This is a genomic window from Coprobacter sp. (genome assembly GCF_982436375.1).
On record NZ_CEWDCG010000045.1, the window covers coordinates 1 to 16,692 of the forward strand.

Annotated in this window: 15 protein-coding genes; 13 read left to right on the forward strand and 2 right to left on the reverse strand. The window is 41.4% G+C overall.

Annotated features, from left to right (window positions below; all coding sequences use genetic code 11):
• The 13 genes from AC1WHX_RS04295 to serS form a co-directional block, all read left to right on the forward strand.
• Window positions 1–213: FtsL-like putative cell division protein (locus AC1WHX_RS04295; protein WP_481228884.1), on the forward strand; the 213-nt coding region annotated here is incomplete at its 5' end.
• Window positions 200–2,323: a penicillin-binding protein gene (locus tag AC1WHX_RS04300; RefSeq protein ID WP_303116145.1), complete on the forward strand. Its 2,124-nt coding sequence runs from the start codon at window positions 200–202 to the stop codon at window positions 2,321–2,323. The genes AC1WHX_RS04295 and AC1WHX_RS04300, both read left to right, overlap by 14 nt.
• Window positions 2,324–2,349: 26 nt before the next feature.
• Window positions 2,350–3,819, forward strand: a complete 1,470-nt coding sequence (locus AC1WHX_RS04305; RefSeq protein WP_122303814.1) for a UDP-N-acetylmuramoyl-L-alanyl-D-glutamate--2,6-diaminopimelate ligase — start codon at window positions 2,350–2,352, stop codon at window positions 3,817–3,819.
• Window positions 3,820–3,834: 15 nt separating this feature from the next.
• Window positions 3,835–5,094, forward strand: a complete 1,260-nt coding sequence (gene mraY / locus AC1WHX_RS04310) for a phospho-N-acetylmuramoyl-pentapeptide-transferase (RefSeq protein WP_009318114.1) — start codon at window positions 3,835–3,837, stop codon at window positions 5,092–5,094.
• Between the two features lie 26 nt (window positions 5,095–5,120).
• The gene (murD, locus tag AC1WHX_RS04315) at window positions 5,121–6,458 is read left to right on the forward strand and encodes a UDP-N-acetylmuramoyl-L-alanine--D-glutamate ligase (protein WP_278714873.1); all 1,338 of its coding nucleotides are present in this window, start codon (window positions 5,121–5,123) and stop codon (window positions 6,456–6,458) included.
• Window positions 6,459–6,474: 16 nt separating this feature from the next.
• Window positions 6,475–7,707: an FtsW/RodA/SpoVE family cell cycle protein gene (locus AC1WHX_RS04320; protein ID WP_009318116.1), complete on the forward strand. Its 1,233-nt coding sequence runs from the start codon at window positions 6,475–6,477 to the stop codon at window positions 7,705–7,707.
• A gap of 12 nt (window positions 7,708–7,719) precedes the next feature.
• The gene (gene murG, locus AC1WHX_RS04325) at window positions 7,720–8,844 is read left to right on the forward strand and encodes an undecaprenyldiphospho-muramoylpentapeptide beta-N-acetylglucosaminyltransferase (protein ID WP_122337667.1); all 1,125 of its coding nucleotides are present in this window, start codon (window positions 7,720–7,722) and stop codon (window positions 8,842–8,844) included.
• Window positions 8,831–10,201, forward strand: a complete 1,371-nt coding sequence (gene murC, locus AC1WHX_RS04330) for a UDP-N-acetylmuramate--L-alanine ligase (RefSeq protein ID WP_122337668.1) — start codon at window positions 8,831–8,833, stop codon at window positions 10,199–10,201. Before murG ends, murC begins: the two co-directional genes overlap by 14 nt.
• A complete protein-coding gene (locus AC1WHX_RS04335; RefSeq protein ID WP_022390267.1) occupies window positions 10,198–10,932 on the forward strand; it encodes a cell division protein FtsQ/DivIB in 735 nt (244 codons plus the stop codon). Before murC ends, AC1WHX_RS04335 begins: the two co-directional genes overlap by 4 nt.
• Before the next feature lie 6 nt (window positions 10,933–10,938).
• On the forward strand, window positions 10,939–12,300 hold the full coding sequence (ftsA, locus tag AC1WHX_RS04340; protein ID WP_009318120.1) for a cell division protein FtsA: 1,362 nt from the start codon (window positions 10,939–10,941) through the stop codon (window positions 12,298–12,300).
• Between the two features lie 67 nt (window positions 12,301–12,367).
• Window positions 12,368–13,717, forward strand: a complete 1,350-nt coding sequence (gene ftsZ / locus AC1WHX_RS04345) for a cell division protein FtsZ (RefSeq protein WP_394368639.1) — start codon at window positions 12,368–12,370, stop codon at window positions 13,715–13,717.
• Between the two features lie 29 nt (window positions 13,718–13,746).
• The gene (locus AC1WHX_RS04350) at window positions 13,747–14,196 is read left to right on the forward strand and encodes a GatB/YqeY domain-containing protein (protein WP_122337670.1); all 450 of its coding nucleotides are present in this window, start codon (window positions 13,747–13,749) and stop codon (window positions 14,194–14,196) included.
• A gap of 28 nt (window positions 14,197–14,224) precedes the next feature.
• Window positions 14,225–15,496 carry a serine--tRNA ligase gene (gene serS, locus AC1WHX_RS04355; RefSeq protein ID WP_009318123.1) on the forward strand — a complete coding sequence of 424 codons (1,272 nt, stop codon included), beginning with the start codon at window positions 14,225–14,227 and terminating at the stop codon, window positions 15,494–15,496.
• Between the two features lie 274 nt (window positions 15,497–15,770).
• On the opposite strand, the gene trxA is transcribed toward serS, so the two are convergent.
• Complete coding sequence (gene trxA, locus AC1WHX_RS04360) at window positions 15,771–16,256, reverse strand: thioredoxin (RefSeq protein WP_022390268.1); 486 nt, start codon at window positions 16,254–16,256, stop codon at window positions 15,771–15,773.
• A 19-nt stretch (window positions 16,257–16,275) separates the two neighbouring features.
• On the reverse strand, window positions 16,276–16,692 hold a 417-nt coding region (locus AC1WHX_RS04365; RefSeq protein WP_481228886.1), incomplete at its 5' end, for a MarR family winged helix-turn-helix transcriptional regulator.

Sequence of the window (16,692 nt, forward strand, 5' to 3'; positions counted from 1 at the left end):
AGATATACCTGCCAGCAAAAAATCACCCAGATCGGTGAATTACAAAAACATCTGGTCGATGTCCGTTATGAGGCCCTGACATTGTCTTCTAAATTAATGGGAAGCAGCCGTCAATCGCAAGTCGAGAAATTAATAGAATCGAAAGGTCTTGATCTGCATGAGTCAAAACAGCCCCCGTTTAAACTTGTAAAGAAAAATCATGGCAACCGATAGAGGAAACATCATATTTCGATATATTATCATTACCTTATTAATCGTATTCATTTGCTGTGCAATACTTTATAAGGTAGGCCGCACTGCTTTTATCGATAGAGAGCACTGGCAACGAAAAGCAGATTCTCTCAAAATCGAAAATATAACGATTCTGCCAGAACGAGGCAATATTCTGGCAGAAGACGGACGATTAATGGCTAGTACCGTTCCTCAATACTATTTGTACATAGACTTCAAAGCCGACGGATTGAAACGGGACACCCTCATGAAATACATCACACCTTTGAGCAAAGCTCTTTCAGAAAAACTCGGGGATCGTACTCCTGCCGGATATGAAGCCCATTTATTGAAAGGATACCGTTCTAAAAGCCGCCAATATCCCGTTTATCGAAAAAGGGTTTCCTATACAGATTTGAAAGAGATAAAGCAGTTCCCGCTCTTCAGAATGGGACCTAATAAAAGCGGATTTTATACGAAGCAAATGGTCCGAAGAATAAAACCTTTCGGATCTTTAGCTTCCCGTACAATCGGAGATATTTACGGAGAATATGAAAAAGGCGGAAAAAACGGGATAGAACTTGCCTATGACTCTTTATTGCGTGGGACTCCAGGTCGCGGAACAAAGCAAAAAATACGCGGACGTTGGGTAAACATGACTAATATCGAACCGATAAACGGGGTAAATATCCGCACGACAATAGACATAAAAATTCAGGATATTACAGAAAAAGCTCTCGTTGAAAAACTCTCGGAAATTGAGGCTGAATCAGGCACGGCAATTGTGATGGAAGTTGCTACCGGAGAGATAAAAGCGATCACAAATATCGGACGCATGCCGGACGGGACATACGCAGAAACTCGCAACCACGCTGTTGCAGACGAAGTAGAACCGGGGTCGACATTTAAAACCGTCTCTATGATGGTAGCCTTGGATGCCGGGATCATACAACCCGATGATACTGTAGATGTCGGAAACGGTATCTTCATGTATGCAGGTTCTCGAATGACCGACCACAATGCTCACAGAGGCGGGTATCATCGCATCAGTGCAGCTCAGACAATTTGGTACTCGTCTAATATAGGAATCGCAAAAATCATCCTGAAAGGGTTCGAAAAACATCCGCAAGATTTTGTCGACAGGCTATATGCTATGGGACTGAATACACCTGTAAACCTCAATATCCCCGGTGAAGGACGACCCAAAATCAAACATCCGATCAAAGACAAGAACCGATGGTATAAAACGACCTTACCATGGATGACATTCGGTTATGAGATACAAATACCGCCTATATACACTCTGATGTTCTATAATGCCATTGCGAACGGGGGGAAAATGATCAAACCTATTTTCGTTAAAGAAATCAGTAAAGACGGGGTTATTATCGAAACGAAAAAAACAGAAACCGTCAACCCTCAGATTTGTACACCCAAAACATTAGCACAGATACAGCAAATGCTGACCGATGTCGTTCAAAAGGGAACAGCAGGTCCTGTAAAATCGGATTACGTAAAAATTGCAGGAAAGACAGGAACGGCTCAAATAGCCCAAGGAGCAGCCGGATACCGGGGTAATGGGAAACAACACAGGGTCTCATTTTGCGGATATTTTCCGGCAGACGGGACACCAAGATATACATGCATGGTCTTAGTAAGCAACCCTCATAAGGGTTATCCGTCGGGAGGCTCTATGTCCGGAGCTGTAGTTCGAAGTATTGCAGAACAAATATACGCTCAAGGATTATACCCTTCTGTCGTCGTACAGCATCCCGATACGCTCCACCCCCTCATCCCATATATCAAAAACGGGAATTTTCAGAAATTGACATTTGCTTGCGATTTATTGAAAATTCAATATGAAGATTATGCTAAAGAGTGTTCATGGGTAGAAACGGCAAACCATTCAAATAAAATTATTTTAAACGGGATAAAAACACCAGAAGAATCGATTCCTTCTGTCAAAGGGATGGGAGCTCGAGATGCCATATATTTGTTGGAGAAAGCAGGACTTCATGTAACAATTTCCGGAAAAGGAAAAGTCGTCGGACAATCGATTCCGGCAGGAGCTCGCTTAATTAAAGGTCAAAGAATCACGTTGACATTAAAATAGTGTCGGATAAAAAAACAGAAACAATTATGAAATTAGAATCATTGATACAAGCAATTCCGGTCAAACAAATATCAGGAAATACAAATAAAGAAATTTCCGGTTTAGATTCCGATTCAAGAAACATACAACAAGATTTCCTTTTTGTTGCCGTAAAAGGCACTGCCGTCGATGGACACCAGTTTATCGACAAAGCAATCGGATCAGGAGCGACAGCAATAGTCTGTGAAGAAATACCGGAAAACATTACTCCGACAACAACTTATATTCAAGTATCCGACAGTAAAGAAGCATTAGGATTATTAGCCTCCGAATGGTATGCAAATCCGTCTCGGCAATTGACATTGGTCGGAGTTACCGGTACTAACGGCAAAACAACTATTGCGACACTGTTATACGAGATGTTCCGCTTATTCGGAGAAAAAGCAGGTTTGCTCTCGACCGTTTGCAATTATATAGACGAAAAAGCCGTCCCGGCCACACATACGACACCCGATCCTATCACCCTGAACAAACTATTACGGGAAATGGTAGACGCCGGATGCAGATATGCATTTATGGAAGTAAGTTCTCATTCTGCCGATCAAAAACGTATAGCCGGATTAGATTTCGACGGCGGAATTTTTACAAACCTCACAAGGGATCATCTCGACTATCATAAAACCGTAGAGGCTTATTTAAAAGCAAAAAAATCGTTTTTCGATCATCTGCCGAAAAACGCATTCGCTCTTACCAACTTGGACGATAAGTCCGGCATGGTCATGCTGCAAAACACAAAAGCCGCAAAACACACATACTCGCTAAAAACTTTGGCCGATTATAAAGGGCGCATCATAGAAAGCCGTTTGGACGGAACGACTCTCGAAATAAACGGAAGAGAAGTTGAAGTTCAATTTGTCGGCAAATTCAACGCATATAACTTATTGGCTGTATATGGAGCAACTTGCCTATTAGGAGAAAATCCGGAAAAAGCACTGATAAAACTCAGCATGCTTATACCCGTAGCCGGACGTTTCCAAACCATTCATTCCCCTGAAAAATATACGGTAATTATCGACTATGCTCACACTCCGGACGCATTAGCCAACGTGCTCGGCTCAATACGTGAGGTCGTCGGTAAAAAAGGCCGGATCATTACAGTCGTAGGAGCAGGCGGTAACCGGGATAAAGGCAAACGCCCTATAATGGCACAAGAAGCTGTTAAAATAAGTGACCGTGTAATCTTGACATCCGATAATCCCCGATTCGAAGAACCGGAAGATATTCTTTCGGATATGCGGGCAGGACTCTCTCCTCAACAACTGCGTCAGGTTCTGTCTATCTCCGACCGAAGAGAAGCGATAAAGACGGCAACTCAATTTGCTCAGCCGGGAGATGTCATACTTATCGCAGGAAAAGGTCACGAAGACTATCAGGAGATTAAAGGTGTGAAATACCATTTCAACGACAAAGAAGAAGTAGAGAAAATTTTTAAAGAATACGATCAATCAGAAAAATAAGAAATCCGACAAACAATGCTTTATTACTTATTTCAATATCTCGACCAATTAGACTTTCCCGGAGCAGGGATGTTTAAATATATCTCCTTCCGATCCGGATTGGCGCTAATTCTATCCCTATTCATCTCAACGATCATAGGTAAACGGATCATAGACAAATTACAATACTTACAGATCGGAGAGATCATTCGAGACCTCGGGCTTGAAGGTCAAATGAGTAAAAAAGGGACTCCGACGATGGGAGGCATTATCATTATCATCGCCATTATCATTCCATGCTTGTTAGTAGGAAAGCTCGAAAACATCTATATGATACTGATGCTGGTCACGACATTGTGGTTAGGGACACTCGGATTCCTGGACGATTACATCAAGGTATTTAAAAAAGATAAAGAGGGGTTGCATGGGAAATTCAAAATTATCGGTCAGGTAGGATTAGGGCTTATCGTCGGACTAACCCTTTACCTCAGCCCGAATGTCGTAATCAGAGAAAACGTGCTTATAAAAGATGCCAATAATCAAGAAGTTGTCGGATATATGCCCGAAAATATCAAATCGACGCAAACGACTATCCCATTCCTAAAAAACAATAACTTTGATTATGCCGATTTAGTTTCTTTCATGGGAGATCATGCTCAAACTGCCGGATGGATCATTTTCGTGTTAGTAACTATTTTTATTGTTACAGCAGTTTCAAACGGTGCAAATCTGACAGACGGACTCGATGGACTGGCTACCGGGAGTTCGGCAATCATAGGTGTCACATTAGGCATTCTCGCTTATCTATCAGGACATATCGCTTATGCCTCTTATTTGAACATCATGTATATTCCGGGAACAGAAGAGTTAGTGGTTTTCGCCAGTGCGTTCATCGGAGCGACGATCGGATTCCTATGGTACAACGCATATCCTGCCCAAGTTTTCATGGGAGATACGGGAAGCCTCACTTTAGGCGGTATCATAGCAGTATTCGCAATTATTATACACAAAGAACTATTAATACCCATTCTCTGCGGGATATTTCTTGTAGAAGAATTATCGGTAATGATTCAGGTCGCCTATTTCCGGTTTACAAAACGGAAATACGGAGAAGGGAAACGCATATTCAAGATGACCCCGTTACACCATCATTTCCAGAAACCGGGAAATGCAGGAATCATAGCGTTGATACAAAAACCTTTTCGTCCGGTTCCGGAATCAAAAATCGTTGTCCGGTTTTGGATCATTGGCATTATACTTGCGGTCATTACCATCGTAACTTTAAAAATGCGATAAAACATATATTAAAATAATATATATCAATGAATAAACGAATTGTAGTTTTAGGAGCCGGAGAGAGCGGTGCAGGAGCTGCCGTTTTGGCAAAAGTAAAAGGTTTTGACGTTTTTGTCTCGGACATGTCCCTGATCAAGGATGCCTACAAGGCGTTATTAAATAAATATGAAATAGAATGGGAAGACGGTCGTCACAGTATCGAAAAAATTCTCAATGCTGACGAAATAATAAAAAGTCCCGGAATACCCGATACCGCACCGGTTATTCGAGAAATACAAAAAAAAGGAATTCCTATAATTTCCGAGATCGAATTCGCAGGTAGATATACTCATGCGAAAATGATTTGTATCACCGGGAGTAACGGAAAAACGACAACAACATTATTAACATATCACATTCTTAAAAATGCAGGACTAAATGTCGGCCTTGCCGGAAATGTAGGCAAAAGTTTGGCACTGCAGGTAGCAACAGAAAATTTCGACTATTATGTAATCGAACTGAGCAGCTTCCAACTCGATAACATGTATAAATTCAAAGCCGATATCGCAGTTTTGCTAAACATTACCCCCGATCATCTTGACCGGTACGGATATGACATGCAAAATTATATCAACGCCAAATTCAGAATTACGCAAAATCAAACCCCCAATGATGCATTTATTTACTGGAATGATGATCCGATTATAACCAAAGAACTAAAGGCCCATGACCTGAAAGCTCGTCTCTACCCCTTTTCGGAAGAAAAAGAGGAAGGAGTAAAAGCTTACACGGAAAACAACCAAATTGTCATCGATGCTCCGAACGATACTTTGACAATTACTGAAGATGATTTAGCATTACAAGGACGACATAATTTATATAATTCCATGGCAGCAAGTATTTCGGCAAAAGTTCTCGATATAAAAAAAGAAGACATACGGGAAGGGCTTAAAGATTTCAAAGGGGTGGAACATCGTCTTGAAAAAGTCGCCCGTGTACGAGGTGTAGAATTTATCAATGATTCGAAAGCAACAAACGTAAACTCCTGCTGGTATGCACTCGAAAGCATGCGTACCAAAGTTATATTGATACTTGGCGGAAAAGATAAAGGTAACGACTATTCCGAAATTGAAGAGTTGGTAAAAGAAAAGGTAAATGCAATCATCTGTTTAGGTGTCGACAACAGCAAACTACACGCATTTTTTGAAGGAAAAGTTCCGCATATAGAAGATGCCTCATCAATGAAAGAAGCCGTAGATAAAGCTTTTGCTTGTGCTCAAAAAGGAGAAACCGTGCTGTTGTCCCCTTGTTGTGCAAGCTTCGACTTATTCAAAAGTTACGAGGATCGAGGAGAACAATTCAAAGAATGCGTACGCAATTTATAACTAAATAAAAAAAGTTATGGATACTGTAAAATCGATTCTGAAAGGAGATAAATATATCTGGGGGGTATACCTGATGCTCTGTATGATTTCAATAGTAGAAATGTATAGCGCCACCAGCACACTGACCTTCAAGATACAAGATTATCTAGCACCCACGATCAGACACACACTCATTCTTTTTTGCGGGACAATCGGGGTCATCATTATTCATAATTTTCACTATAAATGGTTCAAACTGATACCGGTAGTATTGTTGCCACTATCGTTCATTCTGCTCGTTTACGCTATGTTTTTCGGAGAAGAAGTAAACGGGGCACAGCGTTGGCTGACAATCTGCGGAATTCCGTTACAGCCATCCGAATTAGCTAAAATGGCGGTAGTCATCACCGTATCATTCATTTTGGCAAAAAAACAAGTACCGGGGGGGGTACAACCCGACACATTCAAAACGATACTCATCATAGTCAGTATCTTCTGCATGTTGATCCTGCCCGAAAACTTTTCCACATCGGCGCTATTAGGGCTGGTCTGTTTTTGCCTAATGCTGATCGGACGTGTAGAATTAATAAAACTATTCAAGTTAGTAGCAGTACTCGCAGGATTCGTTATCGTACTATTCTCCATCAGTCCCTACATTCCTGAAAATACGCCCGTACTGGATCGTATTCCTACTTGGCGAGCCCGTATCCTTAATTTTTCTCATGGAAACGACGTCCCGGAATATGCAGTAAAAACAAACGACAAGAATTATCAGGTACACCATGCCCGCATGGCAATAGCCAATGGAGGAGCGATAGGGACATTTCCCGGAAACAGTCGGGAGCGCGATTTTTTACCACAGGCCTACTCCGATTTTATCTATGCGATTATCATCGAAGAAATGGGAGTTGTAGGCGGAGTTGTAGTAATGGCTCTTTATCTGTCCCTACTCATAAGAGCCGGAATGATTGCAAAAAAATGTACCCGGGCTTTTCCTGCATTCCTGATCATGGGTATTGCCATGATGATCGTATTCCAAGCTATAGTCAATATGTCGGTCGCATCGGGACTCATTCCCGTAACCGGGCAGCCTCTTCCTTTGATAAGTCGAGGAGGAACATCGACGATCATTACTTGTGCTTATTTCGGGATCATGCTAAGTATCAGCCGATATGCGACCCAAGACGCTATTAAAGAAGAAAAAGAATTGACAGGAGAAGAAACAGAAATACCGGAAGACATTTCTGCTCCGAATCCCAATATGTTGTAAATAATGAATATCATGGATAAAAAAATAAAAGTTCTTGTCAGCGGCGGAGGAACCGGAGGACACATCTTTCCGGCCATTTCTATTGCGAACGCCATTAAAAACAAATGTCCGAATGCCGATATTCTTTTTGTCGGGGCAGAAAATCGTATGGAAATGGAAAAAGTCCCCGCCGCAGGTTATCCTATTATAGGACTGCCGGTCAGCGGTTTTGACCGCAAGCATCTGCTAAAAAATATCAAAGTATTATTCAGATTATTCAAAAGCATCCGTTTAGCAGATAAGACCGTAAAATCATTTTCTCCGGATATTGCAGTAGGTGTAGGAGGGTATGCCAGCGGTCCTACCTTATGGGCCGCTGCACGAAGGGGCATTCCGACATTGATTCAAGAACAGAATTCTTATGCTGGTGTTACCAACAAATTACTTGCATCTAAAGCGAAGGCAATATGTGTGGCCTACGAAAATATGGACCGATTTTTCCCTAAAGACCGGATTATCCTCACAGGGAATCCGGTGCGGCAAGAATTACAAAACGATACGATAAACAGGGAAGAAGCTATTCGTTTTTTCAATCTCGATCCCTCGAAAAAAACAATTCTTGTTATCGGAGGCAGCCTCGGAGCGCGTACAATCAATAACAGTATCGCTGCAGGAATAGAAAAAATCCCTCAGAATATACAATTAATCTGGCAAAGCGGGAAAGGATATGATACTCAAGCCCAAAAGGCTCTGGAAGAGAAAAAACCGGAGAATATAAAACAAATGCCGTTTATCTCTCGTATGGATATGGCTTATAAAGCTGCTGATTTGGTAATATCAAGAGCCGGAGCGAGTTCTATATCAGAACTTTGCTTATTAGGGAAACCCGTAATACTGATTCCTTCCCCAAATGTAGCCGAAGATCATCAAACAAAGAATGCTCAGGCCTTATCGACAAAGAATGCAGCTCTGATGATACGGGACTGCGATGCCCAAAATCTATTGATAGACACAGCATTAAAAACTGTTCAAGATGAAACGTCATTAAAAAACATGAGCGACAACATTTCAAAAATGGCGCAACGAGATTCTGCGACACGCATTGCCGACATTATTTTTGAACTGGTCACTAAAAACAAGAAAAATGGAAAACTATAAATCATTATACTTTATCGGAGCAGGAGGAATCGGCATGAGTGCCTTGATTCGATATTTCCTTGCCAAAGGTTATCCTGTTGCCGGATATGACAAAACTCCATCTCCCCTCACAGAAGAGCTTATAAAAGAAGGTGCACAAATCGTATACGATGAAAATCCGAGGTTGATTCCCTCCGATTTCAAAGATCCGAAAAACACGTTGGTCGTATATACTCCGGCTGTTCCCGAATCCCATGCCGGAATGATATGGTTCAAAGAAAACGGTTTCGAAATCGTAAAACGCGCCCGGCTGCTCGGAATGATTACCCGTACAAGCAAGGGGTTATGTTTTGCCGGGACTCATGGAAAAACGACCACATCCAGCATGGCGGCACATATATTTGCACAATCTCCGATAGGATGCAACGCCTTTCTCGGCGGAATACTGAAAAATTACGGCAGCAATCTGATTCTTTCCGATCATAGCGATCTGACAGTCATCGAAGCTGACGAATATGACCGCTCTTTCCACCAACTAAGTCCGTATATGGCAGTAATTACTGCTGCCGATCCCGATCACTTAGATATATACGGAAATGAAGATGCTTATCTGGAAAGTTTCCGATATTTCACGACATTGATACGACCGGGAGGAGTCCTTATCATAAAAAAGGGGATAAAGATTCGGCCCGACGTCCAAAACGGAGTAACCGTTTATCATTATTCTATGAATGACGGAGGAGATTTTTATGCCCAAAATATCCGTATCGGAAACGGACAAATCATTTTTGATTTTGTAACTCCGAAAGAGACGATCAAAGATATAGAGCTTGGCGTCCCTGTAAAAATAAATATCGAAAACAGCATTGCGGCAATGGCCATAGCCTGGTTGAACGGTGTATCGGCAACAGATATAAAAAATGCCGTCGCATCATTCCAAGGAGCAAAACGGCGTTTCGATTTTTGGATAAAACGAGATGATTTGGTAATGATCGACGATTATGCTCATCATCCGGATGAAATCAAAGCCAGCATCTCATCCGTTAAAGAACTTTATCCGGAGAAAAAAATCAGTGTCATTTTTCAACCCCACCTCTACACGCGTACCCGGGATTTTGCTCCACAATTTGCAAAAGCACTGTCTCTTGCGGACGAATTGATTCTGTTGGATATTTATCCGGCACGGGAAGAACCGATTCCGGGTGTCACGTCCGAAATAATTTTTGATAAAGTAACTTGCAGAAATAAAGAACTTTGTCACAAAGATATGTTGTTAGAAAAAATAAAACAACGTAACTTTGAAGTCCTAATTACATTGGGGGCCGGAGATATAGACCGCATGCTTCCTGAAATACGAGACACGCTGAACTATAAATGAAAAAGTTTTTTAAATACATACTTGTTTCATTATTGCCGGCATATCTGATTGCCAGCCTTGTTTTTTATGCATCAGCACATGACGAGCAGAAATGTTCGCGCATAGAAATCACTTTGTTGGACAGCACCGATACCCATTTTACATCTGTTCAAGAAATCAAAAAACAGATCAAAGATGAAGGCATAGATCCTACGGGCAAACCATTAGGAAGCATCAACACCGAAAAAATGGAAAAGATTCTCAAAAAGAATCAACTAATAGCCCGTGCCGAATGTTATAAATCTCCGTCGGGGATTATTCGCATAGACATAGAACAGCGTGTACCGATTATGCGGATTATCAGCGGATTTGAATCGTATTACATCGATGAAAACGGAGATATTATGCCGACAACATCTTCGTTTACAGCATATTTGCCTTTAGCAACAGGATATATCACCCATTCCTACGCAAAATCGCAACTATATCCGATGGCCGTCTATCTGAAAAATAACCCGTTCTGGGATGCCCAGATCGAGCAAATATATGTTACGGAAAACAACGAGATAGAATTAATTCCTCGTATTGGGGATAACTTGATACTTTTGGGAAAAATTGATAACTTTGAACAGAAACTCGAGAATCTGCAATGTTTATACGAACAAGCACTTTCCAAAGTAGGATGGAACAAATATGACACAATCAACCTGAAATATAACAATCAGGTGATTTGTTCAAAAAGAGATAAATAAACCGTTATGGAAGCAGGGAAATACATAGTAGCAATAGAACTTGGGACATCAAAAATAGTCGGGATTGTCGGAGTTAAAAACGAAGACGGCAGATTAAATATTCTGGCTACGGAGAAAGAAGACTCCGCCGGCTGTATAAAGCGAGGATGTATCTTCAACGTCGAAGATACCGCCTCTAAAATACAGAAAATCATCAAAAAACTCGAAAACAGGCTTTCTCTCAAGATCACAAAAGTATATGTCGGTGTCGGCGGGCAATCGGTGCACTCGATCAGTCATTCCGTTTTCCGGCAATTGGCAGAGGATACTCCTATTACCGATATGATCATCAACTCCCTGCATGCCGAGAGCCGGAGTTTCCCGGTCGCCAATGCAGAAATTATGGACGTCATTCCCAATGAATATACAATCGACAATCATTTGGAAACTCAACCTAAAGGCACTTATGCCTCAGAAATCGAAGCCCATTTACAACTTGTAGTAGGACGTCCGTCTATAAAGAAAAATATAAACCGTTGCATCGTCGAACGGCTGAAACTTCCCATAGCCGGCTATATAATGTCGGTGCATGCAGATGCCGCCGCCTTATTAGACGATGAAGAAAAGAGTCTGGGGTGCGCCTTGATCAATTTCGGAGCAGGAACAACCACACTATCCATCTATAAAGACAATTTTCTGAGATATGTAGTGACGATTCCATTCGGCGGACGCAATATTACACAAGATATCAGCAGCCTGAATATTCTGATGTCGGAAGCCGAACGACTGAAATTGGCCTTCGGGTGCGCCATCAACAATGGAGAAGAACCCAAAGGTATCGGAATAGAAGGTATTGATTCTTCTAAAATCAATTATCAAGAATTATGCCGTGTAACAGAAGCCCGTATTGAGGAAATCGTTGCCAATATTGTCGAACAAATCAAAGAATCGGGATATAAAGACCAGTTATCGGCAGGTATCATTTTAACCGGTGGTGCATCGCTACTGAAAGAACTGCCCGAACTTCTTGCCCGAGAAACAAAAATGTCGGTACAACGGGGTAATCTTCAAAAAGGAATTACATTCTCTGGACATCAAGAAGGTGGTTTGACGGCTTATTCACAAGCGATAGGATTGCTTTTATTAGGTGAAGAGAATTGTGTAGAGAAACCTATCACCCCAAAAACAGAACCGACTGTAGAAGAACCGGAGAAGCCCGAAAATAAAGAAATCTCAGACGAAAAGAAAAAGAAAGAACATGAGAAAAAACCGAAAAAATCATGGAATATTTTCGGGGCTATTGAAAAAATGACCGATAAAGTCATCAGTTCTACTGAAAACTTTTTAACAGATGAGGAAGATGCAAACCCTCCTCGAAAAAAAAATTAATACGGAGTATTGATCTCAGACCATTCATGAAATAAAAATCACAACGGCTATGGATGAAACTATCGACATAAATAATACACTTCCCTTTGAGGGAGGAAACCCTTCTCCTTCGATCATTAAAGTGATCGGAGTCGGTGGCGGTGGCGGCAATGCCGTAAACCACATGTACAAAACCGGAATAGAGGATGTTACATTCGTTCTCTGTAATACCGACCGACAAGCTTTAGCAAATTCGGACATTCCCCGAAAATTGCAAATCGGAAAAGGCCGGGGAGCCGGATTGGGAGCTGGCGGTATTCCTCCTAAAGGAAGAGAAGCTGCAGAAGAAAGTATAGATGAAATTACCGAACTGTTCAATGACGGAACTCAAATGGCTTTTATTACGGCCGGAATGGGAGGAGGAACAGGAACAGGTGCAGCTCCGATCGTAGCCAAAGTCGCCAAAGATTTGGGTATTCTTACCGTCGGAATCGTAACGATTCCGTTCATTTTCGAAGGCCGGAAAAAGATACAACAAGCATGGGTCGGTGTCGAAGAAATGCGGAAAAACGTAGATGCACTACTCGTAATCAATAACGAACGACTCCGGGAAATTTATCCGGACTTGAACTTTATGAACGCTTTTGCCAAAGCCGATGATACATTGACTATCGCAGCAAAAAGTATCGCAGAAATCATTACGATAGAGGGGCGCATAAATCTCGACTTCGCCGATGTAAAAACCACATTGAAAAATGGTGGTGTAGCCATTATGAGCAGCGGATACGGTAAAGGGGAGAAGCGTGTAACCAAAGCGATCGAAGATGCATTGAACTCTCCTCTTCTAAACGATGACAACGTATTCGATGCTAAACGGGTACTGTTCAACCTTTATTTCAGCCCTGAAGACCAAGATCAGGTAAAAATGGAAGAGATGAACGAAGTAAACGAGTTCATGTCTAAATTTAACGATGATGTCGAAGTCATCTGGGGTGCGGCATTCGACAATTCACTCAAGGATACGATGAAAATTACGATTTTGGCAACAGGATTCGGATCAAGTGCATTACCCGGCCGACCGCAATACGCAGAGATAGAAAATCCTTGGGAGATTCCTTCGGATGAACATCCGGAAGAAAAAAACGAACAGATACCGAATAATAAAGAAAATATTATAGAGCAAATCTACGGGCAAAAGGCTGCCGATGAGATGAAACGTACGAAAGCTCGGGCTTCATTCGCCATCTTGTCGATAGACCAAATGGATAACGACACGATACTGGAAATGATCGATAAATCCCCGACTTACAACAGAACCCCGCAATTCAAATCCCAGCTGGAAAAAGCAATGGAAAATAAAACCGAAGAGCAGGAAAGCGTAATTTCGGTACAAACTTCCGAAAAGGATAATAACCCGAACGGGAGAATATTATTTTAAAATAAATTGAACTTAAATACTACAAACAAATGAGCCTATTTGATCAAATCAGCAGCGATATAAAAGCTGCTATGCTGGCAAGAGACAAACAGAGACTGGAAGCTCTGCGTGGTGTAAAAAAAGAATTTCTGGAAGCTAAAACGGCAAAAGGATCGGACGGAGATCTGCCCGATGAAACAGCAATGAAGATTTTAGTAAAAATGGTAAAACAGCGCAAGGACAGTGCACAAATATATATCGAGCAAAACCGTCCGGAATTAGCGGAAGGTGAATTAGCAGAAGCTAAAATCATAGAAGAGTATTTGCCGCAACAAATGACAGAAGAGGAACTGGAAACAGCATTAAAAGCCATCATAGCCGAATCCGGTGCTACTTCGGCAAAAGATATGGGCAAAGTCATGGGTATAGCAACCAAACAACTGGCAGGGAAAGCCGAAGGAAAAGCTATCTCGGCAAAAGTAAAAGAATTACTTGCCTAATCTATTCACGAACAAAACATTATGTTATATGTTAACACTTGCTGCTATTAAAGAAAATCCCGAAGAAATCATTCGGAAATTAGCAAAAAAACATTTCGACGCAAAAGACGCGATCGAAAAAGTGCTGGATCTGGACAAAACAAGACGGACGTCTCAAGCAGAATTGGATACTCGTCTGTCTGAATTGAAAACTCTTTCCGCCCAAGTAGGCCAGTTAATGAAAGAAGGGAAAAAAGCCGAAGCCGAAACGGTTAAAAATAAAGTTTCCGAACTAAAAGAACACAATAAAACGCTCGAAGCAAATATGAAAAATGCTGAAGCGGAAATTACGGAAATTTTGTTATCCGTACCCAATACTCCATGTGACATGGTTCCGGAAGGAAAGAGTGCGGAAGATAACGTTGTCGTACGAGAAGGCGGTCCTATGCCCGATTTAGGAGAAGACGCTCTCCCCCATTGGGAATTGGCAAAAAAATATGACTTGATCGATTTTGAATTAGGTGTAAAGATTACAGGAGCAGGTTTCCCAGTTTATAAAGGTAAAGGAGCACGTCTGCAACGGGCTCTGATCAGTTTCTTTCTGGATAATGCTCGGGAAGCCGGATATTTGGAAATACAACCGCCTTATGTCGTTAATGCGGCATCGGGATACGGGACAGGGCAATTACCCGACAAAGAGGGACAAATGTACCATTGTAACGAAGACGACTTATATTTGATTCCGACAGCAGAAGTCCCGGTTACCAATCTTTATCGAGATGTAATTTTCAACGAAGAAGATTTGCCGATAAAAAATACGGCATACTCTGCTTGCTTCCGCCGTGAAGCGGGCTCATACGGGAAAGACGTAAGAGGGTTGAACCGTCTGCACCAATTCGACAAAGTCGAAATCGTACAGATACAACATCCCGACCACTCTTATGAAGCTTTAGACGAAATGATCGCTCATGTTCAAAGCCTGGTCGAAAAGCTGGAATTACCTTGGCATATCCTGCGTCTCTGCGGAGGAGATATGAGTTTTACTTCTGCCATTACTTATGACTTCGAAGTATTCTCTGCAGCCCAAAAACGATGGTTAGAGGTAAGTTCTGTTTCTAATTTTGAAAGCTATCAGGCAAACCGTCTGAAGTGCCGTTTCCGTACCAATGATAAGAAAACCCGATTGGTGCATACTCTTAACGGCAGTGCTTTGGCTCTACCTCGTATCGTAGCGGCTCTGCTCGAAAATAACCAAACTCCGGAAGGAATCCGCATTCCCAAAGCATTAGTTCCTTATACGGGCTTTGATATTATCGACTAAGAAATCAACACTCCTATCGAAAGGAGAAATCGAAAATATTTTCAAAACTGAAAATCAACAATCATAAAAGAGCCATATCAAACTCTATTTTTGAGTAAGGATATGGCTCTTTTCATTACAAAATTTCTGAATCTTTTTACACTTCCCAATAAGAACATTTTATCAGATTATCTTTTCGTTTTCTTTTGGACAGCTTCCCCATTTTCACTCTCAGAAAAACATCCTTGAAAAAAGTTCTCAAACCCGATACGATCAAAATTAAACACTCTCTTAGTTATTCTTTCAAAAGAAATTCATCGATAATTTTCTTGAATTCTTCTTTCCCGATAGCTCCTTGTATCATCTGCGGTTGTCCGTTCATCGGGATAAATAACAGCGAAGGAATAGAACGAATGCCAAAATCGGCAGCCAACTCCTGCTCTTGATCTGTATCGATTTTATAAATATAAATCTGATCTTTATATTCCTTTGCCAAATCATCTAAAATCGGAGCAACAGCTTTACACGGACCGCACCAAGTGGCATAAAAATCTATGATTGCCGGCTTATCTCCACGATATACCCATGTGTCCGGATTCTTTTCATAATCCGCCACCTTATCCAAAAACTGTACTTTATTCAGGTGAACCGGAACATTTTCCGGCTCATTACTTAAAACGGATTGTGTCTCATCCGAAATATTCTCTTTTTCCGGCTTACTTTGTCCATTACAGGCCACAAATAAAGGAAACAGTAAAAATGCGAATACAAAATTTTTCATAACCAACCTTGTCTTATAATTACCTTCTGTTACAATTTTTTTCAAATATCGGCTGCAAAATATCCGGTACAGGAACACTTCCGCAAACCATTCCCTGCAAACATTCCCGACCTTTTACCGTCAAATGAAAATACATCTGACGCTTATCCCGTTCTCCTAAAACACGTTCTATCAATCCTTTTCCTTCAACCGAACCTATCATTTTCGAAGTATGGGAACAAGTCATTCCCGTACTTTCCGCAATTTCGCCGGACGATAGAGATGCATTTTCTAAACAACAAAGTACCATCGCTTCATTCAGCCCTACTCCATGTACTTTCTCAAAATCCCGTTCGAAGTCGTTTAACGCCCGATATATATCCCGCATAATACATATATTTCTCATTGTATAATTTTTAATCGTTATATATTTGCATAAAGTTTCAACATCAAAGTG

What these genes read in the sequence shown, in the direction of transcription:
- murC (WP_122337668.1), top strand. Translation starts at nt 8,831, where the DNA reads ATGGAAAACTATAAATCATTATACTTTATCGGAGCAGGAGGAATCGGC.
- murG (WP_122337667.1), top strand. Translation starts at nt 7,720, where the DNA reads ATGGATAAAAAAATAAAAGTTCTTGTCAGCGGCGGAGGAACCGGAGGA.
- AC1WHX_RS04320 (WP_009318116.1), top strand. Translation starts at nt 6,475, where the DNA reads ATGGATACTGTAAAATCGATTCTGAAAGGAGATAAATATATCTGGGGG.
- AC1WHX_RS04300 (WP_303116145.1), top strand. Translation starts at nt 200, where the DNA reads ATGGCAACCGATAGAGGAAACATCATATTTCGATATATTATCATTACC.
- AC1WHX_RS04335 (WP_022390267.1), top strand. Translation starts at nt 10,198, where the DNA reads ATGAAAAAGTTTTTTAAATACATACTTGTTTCATTATTGCCGGCATAT.
- AC1WHX_RS04305 (WP_122303814.1), top strand. Translation starts at nt 2,350, where the DNA reads ATGAAATTAGAATCATTGATACAAGCAATTCCGGTCAAACAAATATCA.
- ftsA (WP_009318120.1), top strand. Translation starts at nt 10,939, where the DNA reads ATGGAAGCAGGGAAATACATAGTAGCAATAGAACTTGGGACATCAAAA.
- murD (WP_278714873.1), top strand. Translation starts at nt 5,121, where the DNA reads ATGAATAAACGAATTGTAGTTTTAGGAGCCGGAGAGAGCGGTGCAGGA.
- trxA (WP_022390268.1), bottom strand. Translation starts at nt 16,256, where the DNA reads ATGAAAAATTTTGTATTCGCATTTTTACTGTTTCCTTTATTTGTGGCC.
- serS (WP_009318123.1), top strand. Translation starts at nt 14,225, where the DNA reads ATGTTAACACTTGCTGCTATTAAAGAAAATCCCGAAGAAATCATTCGG.
- AC1WHX_RS04350 (WP_122337670.1), top strand. Translation starts at nt 13,747, where the DNA reads ATGAGCCTATTTGATCAAATCAGCAGCGATATAAAAGCTGCTATGCTG.
- mraY (WP_009318114.1), top strand. Translation starts at nt 3,835, where the DNA reads ATGCTTTATTACTTATTTCAATATCTCGACCAATTAGACTTTCCCGGA.